Origin of the sequence: Glutamicibacter sp. PAEs-4, from assembly GCF_051161755.1 — a bacterium.
In the GTDB taxonomy this organism is placed as follows: Bacteria; Actinomycetota; Actinomycetes; order Actinomycetales; family Micrococcaceae; genus Glutamicibacter; species Glutamicibacter nicotianae.
This window is the reverse complement of the sequence record NZ_CP195017.1, coordinates 2,872,402-2,890,442: the sequence shown is the minus strand read 5'-3', so window position 1 is coordinate 2,890,442 and position 18,041 is coordinate 2,872,402. Positions and strand designations below refer to the sequence as shown.

Annotated in this window: 18 protein-coding genes; 14 read left to right on the top strand and 4 right to left on the bottom strand. The window is 61.3% G+C overall.

Going from position 1 to position 18,041, the window contains the following annotated elements:
• Positions 1-139 precede the first annotated feature (139 nt).
• Together ACR9WD_RS13630 and ACR9WD_RS13625 are read left to right on the top strand one after the other, a co-directional pair.
• Positions 140-544 (top strand): low molecular weight phosphatase family protein, encoded by a 405-nt coding sequence (locus ACR9WD_RS13630; protein WP_038993337.1) that lies wholly within the window; start codon positions 140-142, stop codon positions 542-544.
• 53 nt (positions 545-597) lie between these two features.
• Entirely contained in the window at positions 598-1,752 is a 1,155-nt protein-coding gene (locus ACR9WD_RS13625; protein ID WP_254589584.1) for an MFS transporter, read from the top strand.
• 74 nt (positions 1,753-1,826) lie between these two features.
• Here ACR9WD_RS13625 and ACR9WD_RS13620 read toward each other — a convergent pair whose 3' ends face one another.
• Entirely contained in the window at positions 1,827-2,309 is a 483-nt protein-coding gene (locus ACR9WD_RS13620; protein WP_073707827.1) for an Lrp/AsnC family transcriptional regulator, read from the bottom strand.
• A 227-nt stretch (positions 2,310-2,536) separates the two neighbouring features.
• Between ACR9WD_RS13620 and ACR9WD_RS13615 the strand changes: the two genes are divergently transcribed.
• A complete protein-coding gene (locus tag ACR9WD_RS13615; protein ID WP_038993340.1) occupies positions 2,537-2,743 on the top strand; it encodes a helix-turn-helix domain-containing protein in 207 nt (68 codons plus the stop codon).
• Positions 2,744-2,790: 47 nt separating this feature from the next.
• On the opposite strand, the gene ACR9WD_RS13610 is transcribed toward ACR9WD_RS13615, so the two are convergent.
• Positions 2,791-3,582, bottom strand: coding sequence for a MerR family transcriptional regulator (locus ACR9WD_RS13610; RefSeq protein ID WP_285674109.1), 792 nt, complete (start codon positions 3,580-3,582; stop codon positions 2,791-2,793).
• A gap of 548 nt (positions 3,583-4,130) precedes the next feature.
• Between ACR9WD_RS13610 and ACR9WD_RS13605 the strand changes: the two genes are divergently transcribed.
• The 8 genes from ACR9WD_RS13605 (at position 4,131) to ACR9WD_RS13570 (ending at position 12,317) form a co-directional block, all read left to right on the top strand.
• The gene (locus ACR9WD_RS13605) at positions 4,131-4,895 is read left to right on the top strand and encodes a hypothetical protein (RefSeq protein ID WP_434922224.1); all 765 of its coding nucleotides are present in this window, start codon (positions 4,131-4,133) and stop codon (positions 4,893-4,895) included.
• 512 nt (positions 4,896-5,407) lie between these two features.
• Positions 5,408-5,755, top strand: a complete 348-nt coding sequence (locus ACR9WD_RS13600; RefSeq protein WP_143181148.1) for a cupin domain-containing protein — start codon at positions 5,408-5,410, stop codon at positions 5,753-5,755.
• Between the two features lie 70 nt (positions 5,756-5,825).
• The gene (locus tag ACR9WD_RS13595) at positions 5,826-6,479 is read left to right on the top strand and encodes a peptidyl-tRNA hydrolase (RefSeq protein ID WP_073707831.1); all 654 of its coding nucleotides are present in this window, start codon (positions 5,826-5,828) and stop codon (positions 6,477-6,479) included.
• 145 nt (positions 6,480-6,624) lie between these two features.
• Entirely contained in the window at positions 6,625-8,580 is a 1,956-nt protein-coding gene (locus tag ACR9WD_RS13590; protein ID WP_434922223.1) for an SH3 domain-containing protein, read from the top strand.
• A gap of 78 nt (positions 8,581-8,658) precedes the next feature.
• A complete protein-coding gene (gene hutG / locus ACR9WD_RS13585; RefSeq protein ID WP_190263941.1) occupies positions 8,659-9,624 on the top strand; it encodes a formimidoylglutamase in 966 nt (321 codons plus the stop codon).
• A 112-nt stretch (positions 9,625-9,736) separates the two neighbouring features.
• Complete coding sequence (locus tag ACR9WD_RS13580; protein WP_073707834.1) at positions 9,737-10,693, top strand: metal ABC transporter substrate-binding protein; 957 nt, start codon at positions 9,737-9,739, stop codon at positions 10,691-10,693.
• Positions 10,690-11,445: a metal ABC transporter ATP-binding protein gene (locus tag ACR9WD_RS13575; protein WP_066141569.1), complete on the top strand. Its 756-nt coding sequence runs from the start codon at positions 10,690-10,692 to the stop codon at positions 11,443-11,445. The genes ACR9WD_RS13580 and ACR9WD_RS13575 overlap by 4 nt, the downstream gene beginning before the upstream one ends.
• A complete protein-coding gene (locus ACR9WD_RS13570) occupies positions 11,442-12,317 on the top strand; it encodes a metal ABC transporter permease (RefSeq protein WP_190263939.1) in 876 nt (291 codons plus the stop codon). Before ACR9WD_RS13575 ends, ACR9WD_RS13570 begins: the two co-directional genes overlap by 4 nt.
• A gap of 97 nt (positions 12,318-12,414) precedes the next feature.
• Here the strand turns inward: ACR9WD_RS13570 and ACR9WD_RS13565 are convergent, their stop codons facing one another.
• Both ACR9WD_RS13565 and ACR9WD_RS13560 read right to left on the bottom strand, forming a co-directional pair.
• Positions 12,415-13,377: an HNH endonuclease family protein gene (locus ACR9WD_RS13565; protein WP_434922222.1), complete on the bottom strand. Its 963-nt coding sequence runs from the start codon at positions 13,375-13,377 to the stop codon at positions 12,415-12,417.
• Between the two features lie 193 nt (positions 13,378-13,570).
• Entirely contained in the window at positions 13,571-14,251 is a 681-nt protein-coding gene (locus ACR9WD_RS13560) for a metal-dependent transcriptional regulator (protein WP_149597303.1), read from the bottom strand.
• Between the two features lie 239 nt (positions 14,252-14,490).
• On the opposite strand from ACR9WD_RS13560, the gene ACR9WD_RS13555 reads away from it, so the two are divergent.
• From ACR9WD_RS13555 to ACR9WD_RS13545, 3 genes are read left to right on the top strand one after another with little or no spacing between them, the layout of a single operon-like run.
• The gene (locus ACR9WD_RS13555; RefSeq protein WP_066141561.1) at positions 14,491-15,525 is read left to right on the top strand and encodes a LacI family DNA-binding transcriptional regulator; all 1,035 of its coding nucleotides are present in this window, start codon (positions 14,491-14,493) and stop codon (positions 15,523-15,525) included.
• A gap of 21 nt (positions 15,526-15,546) precedes the next feature.
• The gene (locus tag ACR9WD_RS13550; protein ID WP_434922221.1) at positions 15,547-17,061 is read left to right on the top strand and encodes a sugar ABC transporter ATP-binding protein; all 1,515 of its coding nucleotides are present in this window, start codon (positions 15,547-15,549) and stop codon (positions 17,059-17,061) included.
• Positions 17,061-18,029 carry an ABC transporter permease gene (locus ACR9WD_RS13545; RefSeq protein ID WP_038990903.1) on the top strand — a complete coding sequence of 323 codons (969 nt, stop codon included), beginning with the start codon at positions 17,061-17,063 and terminating at the stop codon, positions 18,027-18,029. The genes ACR9WD_RS13550 and ACR9WD_RS13545 overlap by 1 nt, the downstream gene beginning before the upstream one ends.
• Positions 18,030-18,041 lie beyond the last annotated feature (12 nt).

Sequence of the window (18,041 nt, the reverse complement as noted above, 5' to 3'; positions counted from 1 at the left end):
GTCATAACCGTAGCCACATCCACAGCTTTTAGCCATAGCGGCAGGACAACGATCTTGCGTAATGGGGCGCGGCACGGCACATTTCGCAACCTTTCCGTTGAAAGGCCACCAACCTGCGGGTCAATGGTTCAATAGGTTCATGGCTAACTCGGTACTTTTCATCTGCTCCCGCAATGCCGGCAAATCGCAAATGGCCGCCGCATTGATGGACTACATTTCTGAGGGGAAGGTGACCAGCTACTCGGCTGGAACCAACCCAGGTTCGGGCATCAACCAGGAAGCGGTTGAATCGCTCTCGCAGGCCGGCGCCGACATGTCCCAGGGCACGCCCAAGGCCATTGATCCGCGCGTTGTCGAGCAAGTCGACCGCGTGGTGATCCTTGGAACCGACGCGAATCCGCAATTCGATCCGTCGATTAAGACCGAACGCTGGGTCACCTATGAACCCAGCGAAGACGGCATCACCGGTGCGGAACGGATGAACATGATCCGCGATGAGATCGCCGACCGCGTGCGTGAACTGTTCCACGAGCTGGAGCGGTAGAAATTACTGTTCTCGATGCTGCCCGTAAGACGACTCCGTGGTGGCTTCCCGGCGTGTGCCTGGTGCTTACCGGATGGTGCGCCAACCAGTACGTTTCGCTGATCAGCTGGTATCAGCAATTCCGCGAACTCAGCGAGTTCGAGGCGATGCTGGTCATGGGCAGCTACCTGGCAGGCATGATCCCTGCCTTGGCATTCGGCGGCCCCTGGGCCGACAAATACGGACGCAAGCCTTTCTCGCTGCTCGCCCTGGCCTGCTCGATTCTGGGATCCTTCGGGCTCATGGTCGGATCGCTTCACGAGTCCGGCCTCTATGCGGGCCGCATCTTCACCGGCTTCGGCATGGGCTTGGCCATGGTCGCCATCACCAGCTGGGTGAAATTGCTCAGTCCCGGCGCCGCCGGTGCAACGCGCGCCGCGCTGTGCACATCGCTTGGATTCGCCCTTGGCCCGGTCATTTCAGGGGCCATCGTCGGAGCCAGCGGCAGCCCGGAACTGGCATATATCGTTCATGCCGCCACTGCTTTTGCCTGGCTGCTGCTGATGTTCACAACCCGTGAAGCTCCTGCGCTTGAACCAGCAGGGCGCAGTTCGCGGGGTGAAGCGACAACCCCGGCAAACCTCCAGCGGTTCTACCGTGTTGTCCTGCCCGCAGCCCCATGGGTCTTCGGCATGGCAGCGACAGGCTTTGCGGTAGTCCCCGCGCTGAGCAGTGGTGCGGGCGAGTCCAGCCTGTTCTACACCACCTTGGCTGTCGCGGTCACCATGGGCATGGGCACAGTGATCCAGCCATTCGTCAAGAGATTCAACGACCTGGGCAAGATCAGGCTGATCATGGCTGGGCTGGCTACCTCGCTGGCGGCGCTGCTGTTGATGATCGCCGTGTCGCTCAGCGGTTCAGAAATCCTGGGAATCATTGCCTTCGCCGTGGCCGGTTCTGCCAATGGCATCTTGCTGGTTGCCGGGCTGAGCCAGGTCCTGGATCTTGCCGGCAGCGCGGACGTTGGCAAGCTCACCGGCAGGTTCTACATGTGCTGTTTCATCGGTTTCACTTTCCCGACATTCTTTGCACTCTGGCGGACGGTCGCGCACCCGGCGTTATTCATCTCGATGCTTGCTGTGCTCTGCGTGCTGTCAATGCTGCAGGTGCTCCGCTCGGCGAAATACCTGCCCGCTGCCAAGCTCCAGGAAGTGCCATCCAGCTCATAAAAACAAACGCCGTTGCCGGCGACCTTTCGGTGCCGGCAACGGGATTGGCGATTCTGCCCGTTACTCGCTTGGATTCAGTCCTTGCTCAGCTTCTTGAGCAGCTCGGTGGTGCGGAACGGGATGACATCGCGCAGGATCATCGAGGTCGAAGTGCGGGTTATGCCCGGGCACAAGCGGATCTCTTCGCTAACACGGTAGAGGTCATCCGGGTCGGTCGCGGCCACGCGAATCAAGAGGTCGGTATCGCCGGCAGGAGCGACGCACTCGAGAACTTCAGGGATCTGGCGCAGCGCGGCGATGGCCTCATTCAAGCTGGCCTGGTTCAACTCGGCGCTCACGAAAGCGCTGACGCCTCGGCCCATGGCCGCTGGAAGGATTCGCGAGGTGTTCGGACGCAGGGCGCCTGAATGGGCCAGACGTTCCAAACGGGTCTGCACGGTGCCGCGGGCAAGTCCCAGCTGCTGGGCCAGCATCATGATGGGCACGCGCGGATCTGCATCGAGTGCCGTAAGGATACGCCGGTCGGTTTCATCGAGCTGATACGTATCCGAATTCATGTGGTGGTCTCCTGGGACAGGTTGTGTTGCGCGTGCATAGGTGCCAACCTAGATTTTAGTCAAAATGACCAGTGGATCCCAAATGTGTTGCGCGGATTGGCTGATATTGTTGCGCGCGACTCGGCTACTGCGGCCACTAGGGCGAATGGCCGGGCGGAATGCCATCCTTTATCCACAAATTCAGCAGGCTGGGATCAAATGGACGCTAATCACAGTAACCTGTTGATATGAGGTTTTTGCGGTTGGAAGACGTGGCAGAGGAACTGAATGTGAAGCTGCCGCAGGTTCGGGCTCTCGTGAAAAGTGGCGAGCTGCCGGCCATCCAAATAGGCGGGCGCGGCATGTGGCGCGTGGAACGCGTCGCCTTGGAGAACTATATCCAGGAGCGGTACGCGCAGGCCCGCGAGGATATTGCGAACGAAACCCATAGCTGACAGCGCTGGCCGCGGCTGTTCCCGAGCGCATCGGAAACAGCCACGGGCTAGTCGAGCTGGATAGTGCGTTCGGCAAAAATCTGCAACGCATCGCGAACGAGTTCGGCATATCCGCCGTAGTTCTTTGCAAACCGCGGATCAGCCACATACATCTCGCCGAGATTGCAGATATATGCCTTGCGCTGGGCCGGATCACCGGAATCCAGCGGGGTGCCCTTGGCGCTCTGAAGCCAGCGCACATGGCGAGCGGCTAGTTCCTGGGCTTCGACGCTGTCTGCTGGGACGGAATTCTTGCCTGCCTCGATCCAGGCCTGGTTTATGATTTTGACCTCTTCCATGAATGCGCTTTGCTCGTCTCCTGATTTGGAGCGCCACCAGCGATTAGATGTTTCGTAGGCGTCGGCGCCCCAGCGTGCGGATACCTCGTGCTTGTACTGCTCGTTGAAGCCGTCAAAGCTCTTTTCCGGTTCCATTGTTCCTCCTGTAATTAGTGTTGAAATGCTGTGATCCAGGGCCGCGATTTGCCGGTCCAGCGCCTCACGTTGCCTGTGGAGCTGTTCCTTGTGGGTGCGCAGCGCGGCTAATTCAGTGCGTTGCTCGTCCAGGATTTCAGCGATGGTTTCCAGCTTCATGCCCAACTGCTTCAGCAAGAGAATCCGCTGGAGCCGCACCAGCTGCCTGTCGGTATAGAAGCGATACCCGTTGGCGGCCACGTGATCAGGTTCCAGCAAGCCGATCTGGTCGTAGTGCCGCAAAGTGCGGCTGCTGACTCCAGCGGATTTCGAGACCTGTGCGATCGAGTGGTGGACTTGTTTCCGACGGCCAGTTGAATCGTTCATGGCTACCACGCTACTGGTTGACGTTACGTCAAGGTCAAGTGCTTTGCTGGCAGGTTCAAACTGATTTTTGTGATTCAGCTCTCACGGCGAATTGGCGAATAATCGCGATATATTTCTTGTCCAGTTGATCATATTGACTAATTGCATTCTTGCCTATTGCACACGGTGATCTATGTGTTGTTCACTGAAAGTAGAGAAAGTTGAACGGGTTACCGCCGAATTCAACGAAGACCGCCTGATGACGTAAACCACCTGCATTTACGCAATCCAGGAGCAGTGGCCACCCACGCCAAGGCACGGTGAAAGCAGTAGTCCAGATGGCTCGTGGGCATTCCAGTTGGGTGGAATGCGCACGGGCCATCTGGCGTTCCCGGCACAGTTCCCGGTGCGGGAGTCTGCTGTCTGGAGCAACTTGGGGGAAACGCCTGCCGGCATTCGCGATGCTCCGCGCTGGCTCTGGAACAATGAGCGCGTAGGAACACTGAGGAGTAAGAGTGGGTTCAATGAGACGCATCTGGCACAACTGGTGGATGCAATTGGTCGCTGGATTGCTGATCACTGCGATCGTTGTGTTGCCGTGGTTGTGGATTGGGGAAGAAGACCGGTCGATTCTCCCGCATGCCAGCGACGACGCCCAAGGGCTGTTGGTAGTTTTCTCCGTCATAACCCTCTGGGGCAGCTGGTTTGCCCGGCGCATTGGGTATGGGCGTACAGCGTTCACTGTCGTGACAGCCGTGGGCATGATCCTGGGGCTTTTGGGTCTCGGATTCCAAGGCCTTCTCGCAGTGGAGCCCGGGCTCTTGGGCGGGAAACTGTCCTCAGCATCCATCCGGCATCTTTGGGTATTCGGGGGCCTGCTGCTGATCAGCCAAGCCTGGTACTTCCTGGCTACTAAATTGCGGCTGCCCGTAGCGGTGCTGTTTTATGCGACGCTAACGGTGGGTGTGAGCTATTGGCTGCAGATCATCGCTTCGCTCGTTGCCGGCGCCCAGTCCTACTATGTCTACCTCTGGTATGCCGGGCCGCTGCTCCTCGGCCTCATTTTGGGCTTCGTCGGATTCTTGAGAATCATGAACCTGCTGATGTGGGTCTTCGCGCTGGCGATCCAATGGGTCATGCCGGCCGTTGTGGAAAGCACCGCTCGAGTTATCGAATCGAAGGCAACAGGCTGGGATTCTATTGGCTCCTTTTGGAAAGAATTCACCGGGAGCGTTCTGGATGTTCCGTGGCAGACTCCTCTTCTGGTCAGTTTGGCCACTGCCATGCTGACCAGCGTCGTGCTGCTGATCGTGCGCAAAGTTCGGCGACGCTAGGAGGCTCCCGGCAAACGACGATGCGGTCGCTGAGTAATTGGGTGTTGCGATCCCTCGGAAGTGGCAAGCATGTGTGTTCTATGACGGGAATACTGAAATACTGACGCTAGCGAAGTCTCGAAATTTGCTACGCATGCCAGGAGCAACGCCGAGGCATGATGCGCGCCTGACACTGCAGTTACCTTGGCAGGAGAGAGCCCGACGGCAGCTTCCAAGGCCAAGACGAGAATCTCTAGACTGCGAACCAAAGTGAGCGACTCTGCAATGCGAGAAGGTGAAGCAGCGTCTTGATTCGAGCGTGGATCTTGGCAGGAACCCGGCACGCCGTGGGCCTTGAATGAGTGTCACTGCGTCGAGATCAATACGTTGCTTCTATTGGCGGCTGTCGACACGACGGGCAGCAACGCAAAGGGCGATAGGAATCAAGCGGCAGTTGGCTCCCGGATCGAAAAAGGAGCATGCTGGTAGTTAATTCGACGTGGATTCAATCACACCGAAAGACGGGAATTGCCTTGACTGAAAATATTATGGGCGGAGAATTCGAGCTGATTTCGTTGTCAGCTGCGGGCAATGCCGAACGCAATCCAATCAAGCCAGGAAAGTATTCGGCCAAGAGAATTTTTGCCGGCGAGAAAGCACAGGTTACGGAAATAGCTTTCGACTCAAATGTTGAGCTGAAAGAGCACGTAGCGCGCACCCCGATCATCGTTTCTGTAATTGAAGGGGAAATCGAGTTCACGGTGGAGGGATGCAATTACCCGTTGGCTGTTGGGGGTAGCATCTTCGTTGAAGCCAACGTCCTTCACGCGGTGTACGCCCAGATCCCGGCGCGCATTACGGTGACCTTCCTCAGCGCATAGTAGTTAGAGTTGCAAGCTGAAGCTTTGCAGTCCGAAAATTCGGTTCTCTCATTCGCCATAGAATAAAACCATGACTGAACTGCGCGATCGTGACCCCGGGGAATTGGTACAGCCCATCATCCTGCGAATCGACAAGGAGGATCCGTCGAGCGAGGATGAGGGCCTCTCGGCGGTGGCCCGCGCAGCCGTGATTGCCTACCTGCAAGATCCGCAGAACCCGGATTGGCAGCAGTGGGCTTCACAGGCATTCGCCAAGTCGGTGCGCCGGGCCAATCCCAAGATGTTCGCCAAGGTGCTGGAGATGTTCCCCGAGCAAATGGTCAGCGAAGTGGGCAAGGCGCAAGCTGTCGGCCTGCCCCCATTGCCGGCCGCCGACTTGCCGAAGCTGATCGCCAAGCTCCAGGTCTCCGGCACGCAGTTGCCAAAGGCCGATGAAGTCCTGGACGCGAAGATCAACATCGTGCTGAACAAGTCCTTGGAGATGTCCACCGGAAAGGCTGCCGCGCAGGCAGCACACGCGCTGTTCGCATGGCTGACCGAGGCCCCCGCCGAATCTGTCGAAGCGTGGCTGCAATCCCATGCACCGGTAGGCATCAGGCACCTGCCACGCAAGGACTTCGAGCAATTGTCTCGGCAGGCTGCCGGGCCTGTCATCCAGGACGCCGGACGAACCGAAATCGAGCCGGGTTCCGTGACTGCTTTCGTCATGTCCAAGGCGAGCTAGCTTCTTCGGATCACGGCAGGGCGAAATCGCCATTGCTGTGTCATTATTTTCTTGGCGATCGCAATATCGCCGCCCACAGCGGAATGCCTTGGACTTCTGCTGACCGCAGGAATCGGCAGTTTGCCCTTGCTCGAAAGCACCCACATTGAAATATACGAATCGCGTCCTGGGCCTGCTGCTGGCCCTGCTCCTGGCCTTTGGCACCGCAGCTGGCGCCAGCGCATCAATGCAGGCTCCAGCCGGTGTCGCCCAGCTTGCTGCGGCTCCGGCGGCAGTCGCCAAGCAGACCACCGCCAACTTGAATCTGCGCAAATCGCCATCGGTCCACTCCGCGTCGCTGCTGGTCATTCCCAAGGGCGCCAAGGTTCTCGTCTCCGGGGGTTCTTCCGGCTGGGTGCAAGCAACCTACAAGAAGAAGTCCGGCTGGGTCTCGGCCAAGTACCTGACCTCGCCCGCAGCGCCGGCCAAGCCCAAGAGCTCAGCCACCCGCTATCTGCTTTCCTTCCAGCCGGTCCGCAAGAAGGCAACGTCCGTCTCTCCGGCCCTGGCCGGAGCCATGCGCAAAGCCAAGGTGCAGCGTCTGGGCGCAACTGGCTCCTGGAGCCGGATCAAGATCGGCAAGGTCACCGGTTTCGTGCCAACAAGCCAGCTGTCCAGCTCACTGCCGGCACCCGTGCACCGGTATTCAAAAAGCGCCCAGGTCCTGCGGAAGTCCACCTCGGCCAAAGCGGCACGCGTGGCAAGTGTTCCGGCGGGAGCCAAAGTCGAGTGGCTGCGCACCTCAGGCTCGTGGAGCTATGTAGTTACCGCCGGGAAACGCGGATGGCTCCCTGCCAAGCAACTGTCTACCCAGCCTGTAGCAACCCAAAAGACGATAGGGAACCGTTGGCTGCTCAGCAGCAGCGTCCTGCGCCGATCGAATCACAGCTCCTCGGCTTCCCTCGGACGCCTCGCGCAGGGCGAGAAAGTCGGCTTGTACACAACCAGAGGTTCCTGGTCCCAGATCAAGTCCACCCGTGGCATCGGCTGGGTGCCAACCGCCATCCTGTCCAGCACCGCCTATAAGCCTGCCGACCCAGCACCACGCTGGATTCTGTCCAGCACCGCCGTGCGCGCCAGCGCTTCGGGAACGTCCAGGTCCTTTGGAACGGTAGCCGCCGGATCCACGCTCACCCTGCACGGAACATCGAACGGCTGGGCTAGGGTGAAAACCTCCAAGACGACTGGGTGGGTTCCATCCAGCGCATTGGTGGCCAAGGCCTACACGCCGCTGAAGGCTGCCAAGCGCTGGACAACTTCCAATGTGCACCTTCGCTCCGGGTACTCCACCGGCTATAAATCGCTGGCGGTTATCTCCAAGGGGCAGCAGGTCAGCATCCTGGGTACGGCCAACGGTTGGGCACGCGTATCCACGACGAAGGGCACCGGATGGATCAGCAATGGCTATCTGGCTACCAGCAAGCCCCAGGCGCCGCGACCGGCACCGGCCCCGACCACCGAATACCGCTGGACCACGGCCAACGTCAATCTGCGGGCCGGCTCGGGAGTCAGCCACCGGAGCAAAGCCGTGCTGCCAGCCGGGCAGAAGGTCACCTTCATGCGCAGCGATGCCGGCTGGGCCGAAGTTTCCGCGCCTCAAGGACGCGGTTGGGTCAGAGAAACCTACCTCTCCAAGAGCCAGCCGGGCGTCTTGCAGCCTGATGCGCAACGGGTCATTGCCGCGCTGAAGGGGAGAACCGGCGATACCGTCAGCGCCATCCACACCATTCGAAGCGGTTCGTCCGGGCATAGCTCCGGAAAGGCCGTGGACCTGATGATCCGCGATTACAAGAACCGGGCGCGCGTCGCCCAAGGCGATAAATTGGCCCAGTTCCTGCTGGATAACCGCATCCAGCTGGGGATCTATTACCTGATCTGGCAGGACCGGATCTGGCTTCCCACCACTGGCTGGACCCCGTATTCCGATTCCGGGAAGTACGGAAACCAGTTCACCGGCAACTGGAATGACACCACCCGGCACATGGATCACATCCATGTTGAGGTCTACGGCAATGCGGCCACGAAAGGGCCGCTGGACTACCGCGCGCTGAGTGCCCGATAAACGTCTTCTGTCCGGTGTTTCAGACGGAGAACCGCAGAAGGCATGGCGCGCTCGGGGTGCATCTGGTCAGCTGGAAGCATGGAGAATTTCGAGCCGCAGCTGGCGGTTGACCGGGCACCTGCTATCTGGATTGGACGCAATGACGGCACCGGCGAGCAGCATTTGAGATGGCACCAGCAGGTGAACCGCCAGCCTGCTGGCACCCCCAATGGGCGGCGGCCTGCTGCGTTGCTCGGTTTCGCATCTGATGCGGGCGTGCTGCGCAACGAGGGCCGGGTTGGTGCCGCTCAGGGTCCGCAGGCGCTGCGCGCCGCCCTGGGCTCGCTGGCCATTCACGAGCCGCGCCCGCTGGTGGATGCTGGCGATATCGAGGTGCTTGGTGACGAGCTCGAATCGGGGCAGGAGCGACTGGCGCAGTCGGTGAGCGCATTGCTCGCTGGAGAAATGCTGCCAGTGGTGCTCGGCGGCGGCCACGAAACGGCCTATGGTTCATTCACCGGTCTGTTCAAGCACTTCAGGGACGAGCCGGAAACCCGGTTGGGCATCTTGAACCTGGACGCGCATTTCGATTTGCGCAGCGCACCGCGCCGGACCAGCGGCACGCCGTTCTTGGACATCGCCCGGGATCTGCAGGCCGAAGGGCGCGATTTCAACTACGCGGTAGTGGGAATCAGCAAGCCGAGCAACACACCGGTGCTCTTCGAACGGGCTCGCAGCTTGGGCGTGCGCTACCTGCTTGACGAGCAGTGCACGGCAGGTCAATTACCTGCCGTCCTGGGATTCGTCGAGGACTTCCTGGCGGGCATCGACAAGCTGTATCTGACCATCGATCTCGATGTGCTGCCTGCGTCGGTGGCTCCGGGGGTCAGTGCCCCTGCCGGTTTCGGGGTGCCCCTGGAAGTGATACACGGGCTTTGCGCAATGCTGGCGGGCAGCGGCAAATTGGCATTGATTGACGTGGTGGAGCTGAACCCGGGATTGGATATTGACGGGCGTACCGCACGCACTGCCGCCCGTCTTGTCAATACCCTGCTGGGGGTCTGAGACAGCACCCACAGCGAAATCTGCCGACGCGAATTTGCAATGTTCGACCCATCAAACATTATGATTGAGGGGGGCGAACTAATCGCCAGTGCGAGAATCGGAATGGTGTGCAATGGTGCAAACGGCGAAACGTCGATCAGGCGCGGGGCAACGTGTGGGGCTGCTGGCCGCCGTCCTAGCCTGCCTGCTCGCCCTCGCTGGTTGCGCGTCCAAGCCCAGCACTGAGCCCGCAGCCAGCCCGGACGACCGGCCGGTGGTGCTGACAACCTTCACGGTCTTGCAGGACATCGCCCAGAACGTCGCGGGCGAGCATTTGCGCGTTGAATCAATTACCCGACTTGGCGCAGAGATCCACGGATACGAGCCGACACCGGATGACTTGCGCCGCGCCTCCCATGCAGACCTCATCCTCGATAACGGCTTGAACCTCGAAGCCTGGTTCCAGCAATTCGTCGAAGACAATGACGCCCCGCACGTAACCGCCAGCCGGGGGATTGAGCCGATCGATATCGTCCAGGAAGAAGGGGCCGGAAAGCCCAACCCGCATGCCTGGATGAGCCCGCTGAACGTCAAGATCTATGTAGAGCGCATCGCTGAGGCCTTCAGCGAACTGGATCCGGCCAATGCATCCAGCTATCGGGAGAACGCCAGGGCCTACCAGGCCAAGCTTCAAGACGTGCATGACGAGCTCGAGGCGGCGCTGGAGGAAATCCCCCAACGCCAGCGTGTGCTGGTGACCTGCGAGGGAGCCTTCAGCTACCTGGCGCGCGATGCCAGCATGGCCGAAAAGTACCTGTGGGCGGTCAACGCGGAATCGCAGGCCACGCCGCGCAAGGTCGCCGCGGCCATCGACTATGTCAGGGGCAACGATGTTCCCGCGGTCTTCTGCGAATCCACGGTCTCCGATGCAGCCATGCAACGAGTCGTGGAATCCACCGATGCCGTCTACGGCGGAACTCTCTATGTTGACTCGCTCTCCGAACCTGGCGGTCCGGTGCCCAGCTACCTGGACCTGATCACGCATGACACCAGAACCATTGCCCGTGCTTTGAAAGGCGAAACACCATGAATGCGAAGCAAAGCACCGCCCTGGCCATCGACGTAACGGGCGCAACCGTCCACTACGGCCCCGTGCTGGCCCTGGACCACGCCTCATTGCAGCTGGGCCGCGGACGGGTCTGCGGACTGGTCGGGATGAACGGCTCGGGCAAGTCGACACTGTTCAAGACCATCATGGGGCAGATCAAGCCAGACACCGGCAGCGTGCGCATCAACGGCACCGACCCGCTGCAGGCACGGAAAAGCGGCCAGTTGGCCTATGTGCCGCAGAGCGAGGCCGTGGATTGGAGCTTCCCGATCTCGGTGCGCGAGGTCGTGATGACCGGACGCTACGGGCAGATGGGATGGACCCGGCGAGCCAAGAAGAAGGACCACGCCGCCGTGGACGAGGCCCTCGAACGGGTGGAGCTGGCCAACTTCGCCGATCGGCAGATCGGCCAGCTCTCCGGAGGCCAGAAGAAACGCGCATTCGTGGCCCGATGCATCGCCCAGGGCGCCAGCATCATGCTGCTCGATGAGCCTTTTGCCGGCGTGGACAAGCGCAGCGAAGCGACCATCACCAAGCTCTTGAGAGAGGTAGCCGATGACGGCGGCAGCGTGCTGATCTCCACCCATGACCTGCATGCGCTGCCGGAACTGGCCGATGAAGCGGTGCTGCTGATGCGCAAGGTCCTGATGCACGGAGATCCGGACGTGGTGCTGCAAGCGGAGAACCTGGCCCTGGCCTTTGGCCTGGATCCCATGAAACGAGGCGGGAAATGAACCTCATTGAATTGCTGGCCGAGCCCTTGGGCTACACCTTCATGGTGCGCGCCCTGCTGGTGACCATCATCGCCGCTGCCCTGTGCGCGGTGCTGTCCTGCTGGCTGGTGCTCATCGGCTGGTCGCTGATGGGCGACGCGGTCTCGCATGCCGTCTTGCCCGGGGTAGTGCTGGCCTACATCGCCGGCGCTCCCTTTGCCCTGGGCGCCCTGGTCTTCGGATTCCTCGCGGTGGCATTGATCGGGGGAGTGCGCGACACGACGAAGCTGAAGGAAGATGCGGCCATCGGCATCGTCTTCACCACGCTCTTCTCCATCGGGCTGGTGCTGATCTCGGTCACCCCGAGCCATGTGGATCTGAACCACATCATCTTCGGCAATCTGCTGGGTGTCTCGGCCAGCGACCTGTGGCAGGTAGTGCTGCTTGGCGCGATCACCTTCGCCATCCTGGTGCTCAAGCGCAAGGACTTCACGCTCTATGCCTTCGACCAGACGCACGCGCATGCCTTGGGAATGAGCCCGCGGCTGATCGGTGCCGTGCTCTTGGGGCTGTTGGCCATGACCTCAGTGGTGGCGCTGCAGGCTGTCGGCGTCATCCTGGTCGTCGCCATGCTGATCATTCCCGGCGCCACAGCCTACCTGCTGACCGACCGCTTCGGGAAGATGCTGGTGATCGCACCGGTCCTGGCAACCTGCGCCGGAATCCTGGGCGTCTACGTGAGCTATTACCTCGATGCATCAACCGGTGGAATGGTGGTGCTGGCCCAGGCAATGATCTTCGCAATCGCCTATCTTTTCAGCCCGAAGCAGGGACTCATCGCCACCCGCCTGGCCCGCAAGGGGCGGCGCAAAGCGCTGGCCGCCCGAGTGTAGGCGAACTGCAGAAGGCCCCACGGGCGGGAAAGGATCCGCCCGTGGGGCCGCACTGGCTGGTGGATCAGCAGACTAGACGAGAACCTGAAATCGGTCGCTAGACTCGCCAGCGCAGCTTGCCGTTGGCATCGGTTTTGCAGGTGTAGTACTTGCCGGCCTTGGACTTGCCGCGCTTACCCTGATCCGCCTTCTTGCAGTAGGCGCCCGGATGCACGGTGCCCTTGACCACCGAAGGCGCCTTCTTCACGTCCTTCTTCGGCGAAGCCTTGGGCTTGGAACCGGCTGGCTTGATCGGGGTGACCTTTGCGGCCTTCTGGTTGCGGCACGTCTTCAGCACCTTGGCCATCGCATTCTTTTCCGCCTTGGTCACCGACAGCGCGTACTTCTTCTTGACGCTGATCTGGGTTGCCACGTACTGGCACCGGAAGGACTTGTTCTTCGGGAGCCACTCGGCGGTGTTCTTGTCGCCCTTCTGGCGATTGGCTGAGGCGCTGGACGCCATCAAGTTCAGCGGGTCATTGGCCAGGGCCTGGCGCTGGGTCTGCGACAGTTTCTGGCCGCCGGAAATCCACGCGTTCTTCAGGGAAACCACATGGTCGATGTCGACGCTGCCTGACTTGACCTTCCAATTGATCTTCTTGCCGGTGTAGCTGTCATGCAACGTGCCCGAAGCTACGGTGCACTTCTTGCGGTCCTTGAACTTCACCTTGGACATGTCCCGGGACAAGGTGTCCTGGCGCTCGTCGCACTTGTCCTTGTCGAAGTCCTTCCAGCCATTGCCGAATTTCTTGTTCCGGTTGTATCCGGTGGCTGCTGCCTTGCCCTTCACCGGCAAGGTCGCCAGCATTGCGGTGGCTTTGGGACCATTGAGCTTCGCCCCGGGCTTGACCTTCTTGCTGCTGGTGGCAACCCGTTCCACCTGCAACGGCTGGTCTGTTGCCAACAGGTTGTCGGCCTGTGCGAGCTGATTGATCTGAAGTGCAGAAGGATCTGCCGGTGCGCTGCATCCAGCAAGCACCAATATTGCAGCGCAGAGCGCAGCGAAAAGTTTTTTAGGCAAGGCGGAGTCTTTCAAATGAAACGCGAAGTGATGGATGGCCAAGGATGCCGCAATGCACCCCCATGTAAAACTTGTACATTGCAGTATCCCGGGCTAGTCAACACTGTAATCCATGAAACGGACAAATTATCTGTTGGCGTTGAAAGGTGACGACGCCGCCAGTTCAATGAGCCGAGGGCATGGAACGGAAAGGCTATTCGGAGGAACGCGAGACCCACACCGCGGCAGCCGCACGCGAGCCCAAGCGCAAGGTTTCCCCAGTCGCGCAGACCTGGACATTCACCGTCTCGGAGAACTGCTCGCCGGGCGTTACCTGCAGCTGCGCGCCGACAACGATCCGGTGATCGGAGAAATACTGCAGCAGCTGCGAATCATCATCGGCAATGCGCTCGACCTCCACCCGGGCGTCATCGACGGCTTCGCCCAAGTTGAAAGCCTGGGGAATGGAAATGCGGCCTTCGGCGGTCGGGATGGGGTCGCCATGCGGATCGCGGGTGGGATGCTCCAGCAGGCTGTCGATGCGTTCGATCATGAAGTCGGATACGGCATGTTCCAGGCTCTCGGCCTCGTCATGCACCTGGTCCCAGCGGTAGCCAAGCATTTGCACCAGGAATGTTTCGATCAGGCGGTGGCGGCGGACCATGGTCAGCGCATACTCGCGTCCCAGCTTGGTGAGCGTCACGGCTCCATAGGGCGCATGGTCGAGCAGGCCTTGCTGGCGCAATTTGCTCAAGGCGCCGGACACCGTGGAGAGCTTCATTCCCGATTTGCTGGCAATGATGCTCGCGGTGACCGGATCACTGGACCACTCGGTGAGGCCGAAAATGATCTTGAGGTAATTCTGCGCGCTATCTGAAAGCTGGTTGACCGACACAAGAACCATCTTAGCGACCGCTGCGCCTGCTGGCTCGACGTGACTTTGGTTATGGGACGTTTGGCCTTGAACTCCCGAGGCAACTTAAAGCAACTAGTCACCAGCCCGAAAAAATATAGTCGCTGGGTAGGGATTATTGATAGGCAAGCGCAGTGTATTGACTTAATTTTCTTTGTGCGGAAAACTGTGTAATCGATTCCATGGAATCGATTACACAATAAGCAAAGGGGCTTATCGCCATGAACGCTGTCACCATCAAAGATGTGGCGCTTGCAGCCGGAGTTTCCTCCGCTACTGCCTCGCGCGTTCTCTCAGGCCACCCCGCCACTTCGGCCGCTTCCCGGGAAAAGGTGGCAGCCGTCGCCAAGGAACTGGGATTCGTTCCCAACGCCCAGGCCCGCTCCCTGCGCTCCACCAAAACCGACACCATCGCGCTGCTGATCTCCGATGTGCGCAACCCCTACTTCTCCGATCTTGCCCACGCTGTCGAGCAGCAGGCGCACGCCGCGGGAATGATGACCTTCATCGGCAACGCCAACGAAGACACCGAGCAGCAGGACCAATTTCTCGCAGCGATGCTCTCGCGCCGCGTCGACGGGCTGATTGTCGTGCCCCAGGGCCTCGACGAAGACGCCGACCGGCCCAGCCCGATGATGCAGCGCATCATCGCCTCGGGAACCCCGCTGGTCTTCGTGGACCGGACCCTTCCAGAGCAGCGCATCCCCTCGATCACCGCCTCCAGCACCGGCGCCCTGGAAGAAGCCATCGCGCAGCTCAAGCTCCTGGGCCACACCAGCATCGCCTTCCTCGGCGGCCCGGACCACGCCTCCACCGCCCGCGAACGCCACAGTGCCTTCGATTCGGCGATGGCGGCCAACGGCCTGAGCATTAATCCCGCCCTGCATTTTGCCGGCGACTTCCGTGCCGCCTCCGGTGCGGACGGCGCCCGCTGGCTGCTGGAGCATGAACTGCAGCCCACCGCGGTGGTCATCGCTGATGCGCCGATGGCGATTGGCGCGCTGACCGTGTGGCGCGAAGCCGGCATCCGGATCGGAAAGCAGCTCTCGGTGATCTCCTTCGACGAGGTGGATGCGATGCTCATGCACGATCCGCCGATTGCCACGATCAGCCACGACCTGACCAGCATGGGCCGCGCCGCGGTCACTGCGCTGCAGGAAGTGATGGCCGGCAAGAGCCCGGAGCCGCAAGAATTCATCAGCCGATTCACCGCGCGTGAGTCGCTGGCCCCAACGCAAGCAGCCACCGGCGCATAGGTGAGGATGGAAGGAACGAGAATGGGTAATGACGCTCTGCTGGTCCTGGACAAGGTCTGCAAGTCCTTCGGCCCGGTACAGGTGATCGACGAGGTCACCGTCGAGGTGCACGCGGGCAAGGTCTCCGTGCTGCTCGGCGAGAACGGCGCAGGCAAGTCCACGCTGATCAAGATGATCGCCGGCGTGCACGAGCCGGATGCCGGCCGGATCCTGATGGACGGCAAGGCCGTGAAGATCCCCAACACCAAGGCCTCCGAAGCCCTGGGCATCGCTACCATCCACCAGGAACTGAATCTGGTGCCGTCGATGACCATTGCCGAGAACATCACCCTGGGCCGCGTGCCGCGCAAGTTCGGCATCATCAACCGCCGCGCCATGCGCCAGATCGCCCGCGACGCGATGGACAAGCTCGGGCTGAAGCTGGATGTGGATACGCCGGTGGGCGAGCTGGGCCTGGCCCAGCAGCAGCTGGTGGAAATCGCCAAGGCCCTGAGCCTGGACGCCCGCGTGCTGATCCTCGACGAGCCCACCGCGGCCTTGACCAAATCTGAAATTGCGCACCTGTTCTCGGTGGTCAACACGTTGAAGGCGCAGGGAGTCGGCATGGTGTTCATCAGCCACCACCTCGATGAGATCGCCGAAATCGGCGACTTCGTGAACGTTTTGCGCGATGGCAAGTTCATCGCCACCGTCCCGGCCGACACCGAGGAGAACGAACTGGTCAGGCTCATGGTCGGCCGCGACATCGACGCCCAGTTCCCGCGCGTGGCCACCGAGCCGGGAGAGCAGCCGCTGCTGAGCGTGAAGAACCTGTCCGACGGCATGCTCAAGGACATCTCGCTGGAGGTCCGCCCCGGCGAAGTAGTGGCCCTGGCCGGCCTGATGGGTGCCGGGCGCACCGAGCTGATCCGCGCGATCGCCGGAGCGGACAAGTACTCCAGCGGCAGCGTGGCGGTGAACGGCAAGAAGCTGGCCAGCTTCGACGTCGCGGCAGCCACCCGCGCCGGCATCGGCCATGTGCCCGAGGACCGCAAGACCCAGGGCCTGGTGCTGGATGCCTCGGTGGCCGAGAACATCGGCTACGCCACGATGGCTTCCACCGCCAAGAGCGGCCTGGTCGACCGCAAGGGCCAGAAAGCCCGCGCGCAGCAGGTCGCCGAACGCCTGCGCATCCGCATGGGCAGCATCGACCAGCCCATCCGCTCGCTCTCGGGCGGCAACCAGCAGAAGGCGGTCTTCGGCCGCTGGTTCACCGCAGGAGCCAAGGTGCTGCTGCTCGACGAGCCGACCCGCGGCGTGGACGTGGGCGCGAAGGTCGAAATCTATGAACTGATCAATGAGATCACCGCCTCCGGAGGCTGCGTCTTGATGGCCTCCAGCGAACTGCCCGAAGTGCTGGGCATGTCCGACCGCGTCCTGGTCATGAGCCAGGGACGCATCGCCGGGGAACTGGCTACCGAAGAAGCCACCCAGGACGCCATCATGTCCCTGGCCGTCAGCAATGTGCACCGCGAAGAAGAAATGGGAACCAAGTAATGAGCAGCGTAGCTACAGCCCCGAAGAAGGGGTTCGACTTCAAGGCATTCCTTGCCAATAACGGAGCCTTGGTGGGCCTGGTCATCCTGTGCCTGGCCCTGTTCATCGCCACCCCGCGCTTCTTGACCGGGCCGAACCTGCTGAACATCGGGATCCAGGTCTCCACCATCGCGGTGATGGCCTTCGGCATGACCTTCGTGATCGTCGCTGCCGGCATCGACCTGTCCGTCGGCTCTGTGGCCGCGCTCTCGGCGATGGGCTCCTCCTACGCGATCACCACCGCCGGGCTGCCCGACGGGCTGTCGATCCCGATCGGCCTGGCCGTGGGCGCGCTGTGCGGCTGGGTCACCGGCGCGATGAGCGCCTACGGCAAGCTGCCCACCTTCATCGCCTCGCTGGCGATGCTCACCGTGGTGCGCGGGCTGACCCTGGTGATCTCCGACGGCCGTCCGATCTCCACCAGCTCCTCGGTATCCTGGTTGGGCGATGACCTCGGCCCGATCCCGATGCCGATCGTGATCCTCGTGGTCTCCGGCCTGCTTGCAGCCTTCGTGCTCAACCGCACCGTCATCGGCAAGAACGCCTTCGCAGTGGGCGGCAACACCGAAGCCGCGCGCCTCTCCGGCATCCCGGTCAAGCGCGTGCTGGTCACCGTATTCGTGATTTCCGGCGTGTTCGCCGCGCTGTCGGGCATGATCCTGGCCGGACGCCTGGACTCGGCCCAGCCGACCCTGGCCTCCGGCTACGAGCTGGATGCCATCGCCGCAGTGGTGATTGGCGGCGCCTCGCTCTCCGGCGGCGTCGGCCGCATCTCCGGCACGCTGATCGGTGCGCTGGTGCTGGCAGTGATCCGCAACGGCCTGAACCTGCTCTCGGTCTCCGCGTTCTGGCAGCAGGTAGTCATCGGCGCCGTGATCGCGATCGCCGTCGGCTTCGACGTGCTGCGCCGCAAGAACGTCAAGCACTAGATTTTCCACCCC

What these genes read in the sequence shown, in the direction of transcription:
- ACR9WD_RS13570 (WP_190263939.1), top strand. Translation starts at nt 11,442, where the DNA reads ATGAACCTCATTGAATTGCTGGCCGAGCCCTTGGGCTACACCTTCATG.
- ACR9WD_RS13620 (WP_073707827.1), bottom strand. Translation starts at nt 2,309, where the DNA reads ATGAATTCGGATACGTATCAGCTCGATGAAACCGACCGGCGTATCCTT.
- ACR9WD_RS13615 (WP_038993340.1), top strand. Translation starts at nt 2,537, where the DNA reads ATGAGGTTTTTGCGGTTGGAAGACGTGGCAGAGGAACTGAATGTGAAG.
- ACR9WD_RS13555 (WP_066141561.1), top strand. Translation starts at nt 14,491, where the DNA reads ATGAACGCTGTCACCATCAAAGATGTGGCGCTTGCAGCCGGAGTTTCC.
- ACR9WD_RS13610 (WP_285674109.1), bottom strand. Translation starts at nt 3,582, where the DNA reads ATGAACGATTCAACTGGCCGTCGGAAACAAGTCCACCACTCGATCGCA.
- ACR9WD_RS13545 (WP_038990903.1), top strand. Translation starts at nt 17,061, where the DNA reads ATGAGCAGCGTAGCTACAGCCCCGAAGAAGGGGTTCGACTTCAAGGCA.
- ACR9WD_RS13580 (WP_073707834.1), top strand. Translation starts at nt 9,737, where the DNA reads ATGGTGCAAACGGCGAAACGTCGATCAGGCGCGGGGCAACGTGTGGGG.
- ACR9WD_RS13575 (WP_066141569.1), top strand. Translation starts at nt 10,690, where the DNA reads ATGAATGCGAAGCAAAGCACCGCCCTGGCCATCGACGTAACGGGCGCA.
- ACR9WD_RS13630 (WP_038993337.1), top strand. Translation starts at nt 140, where the DNA reads ATGGCTAACTCGGTACTTTTCATCTGCTCCCGCAATGCCGGCAAATCG.
- hutG (WP_190263941.1), top strand. Translation starts at nt 8,659, where the DNA reads ATGGAGAATTTCGAGCCGCAGCTGGCGGTTGACCGGGCACCTGCTATC.
- ACR9WD_RS13550 (WP_434922221.1), top strand. Translation starts at nt 15,547, where the DNA reads ATGGGTAATGACGCTCTGCTGGTCCTGGACAAGGTCTGCAAGTCCTTC.
- ACR9WD_RS13595 (WP_073707831.1), top strand. Translation starts at nt 5,826, where the DNA reads ATGACTGAACTGCGCGATCGTGACCCCGGGGAATTGGTACAGCCCATC.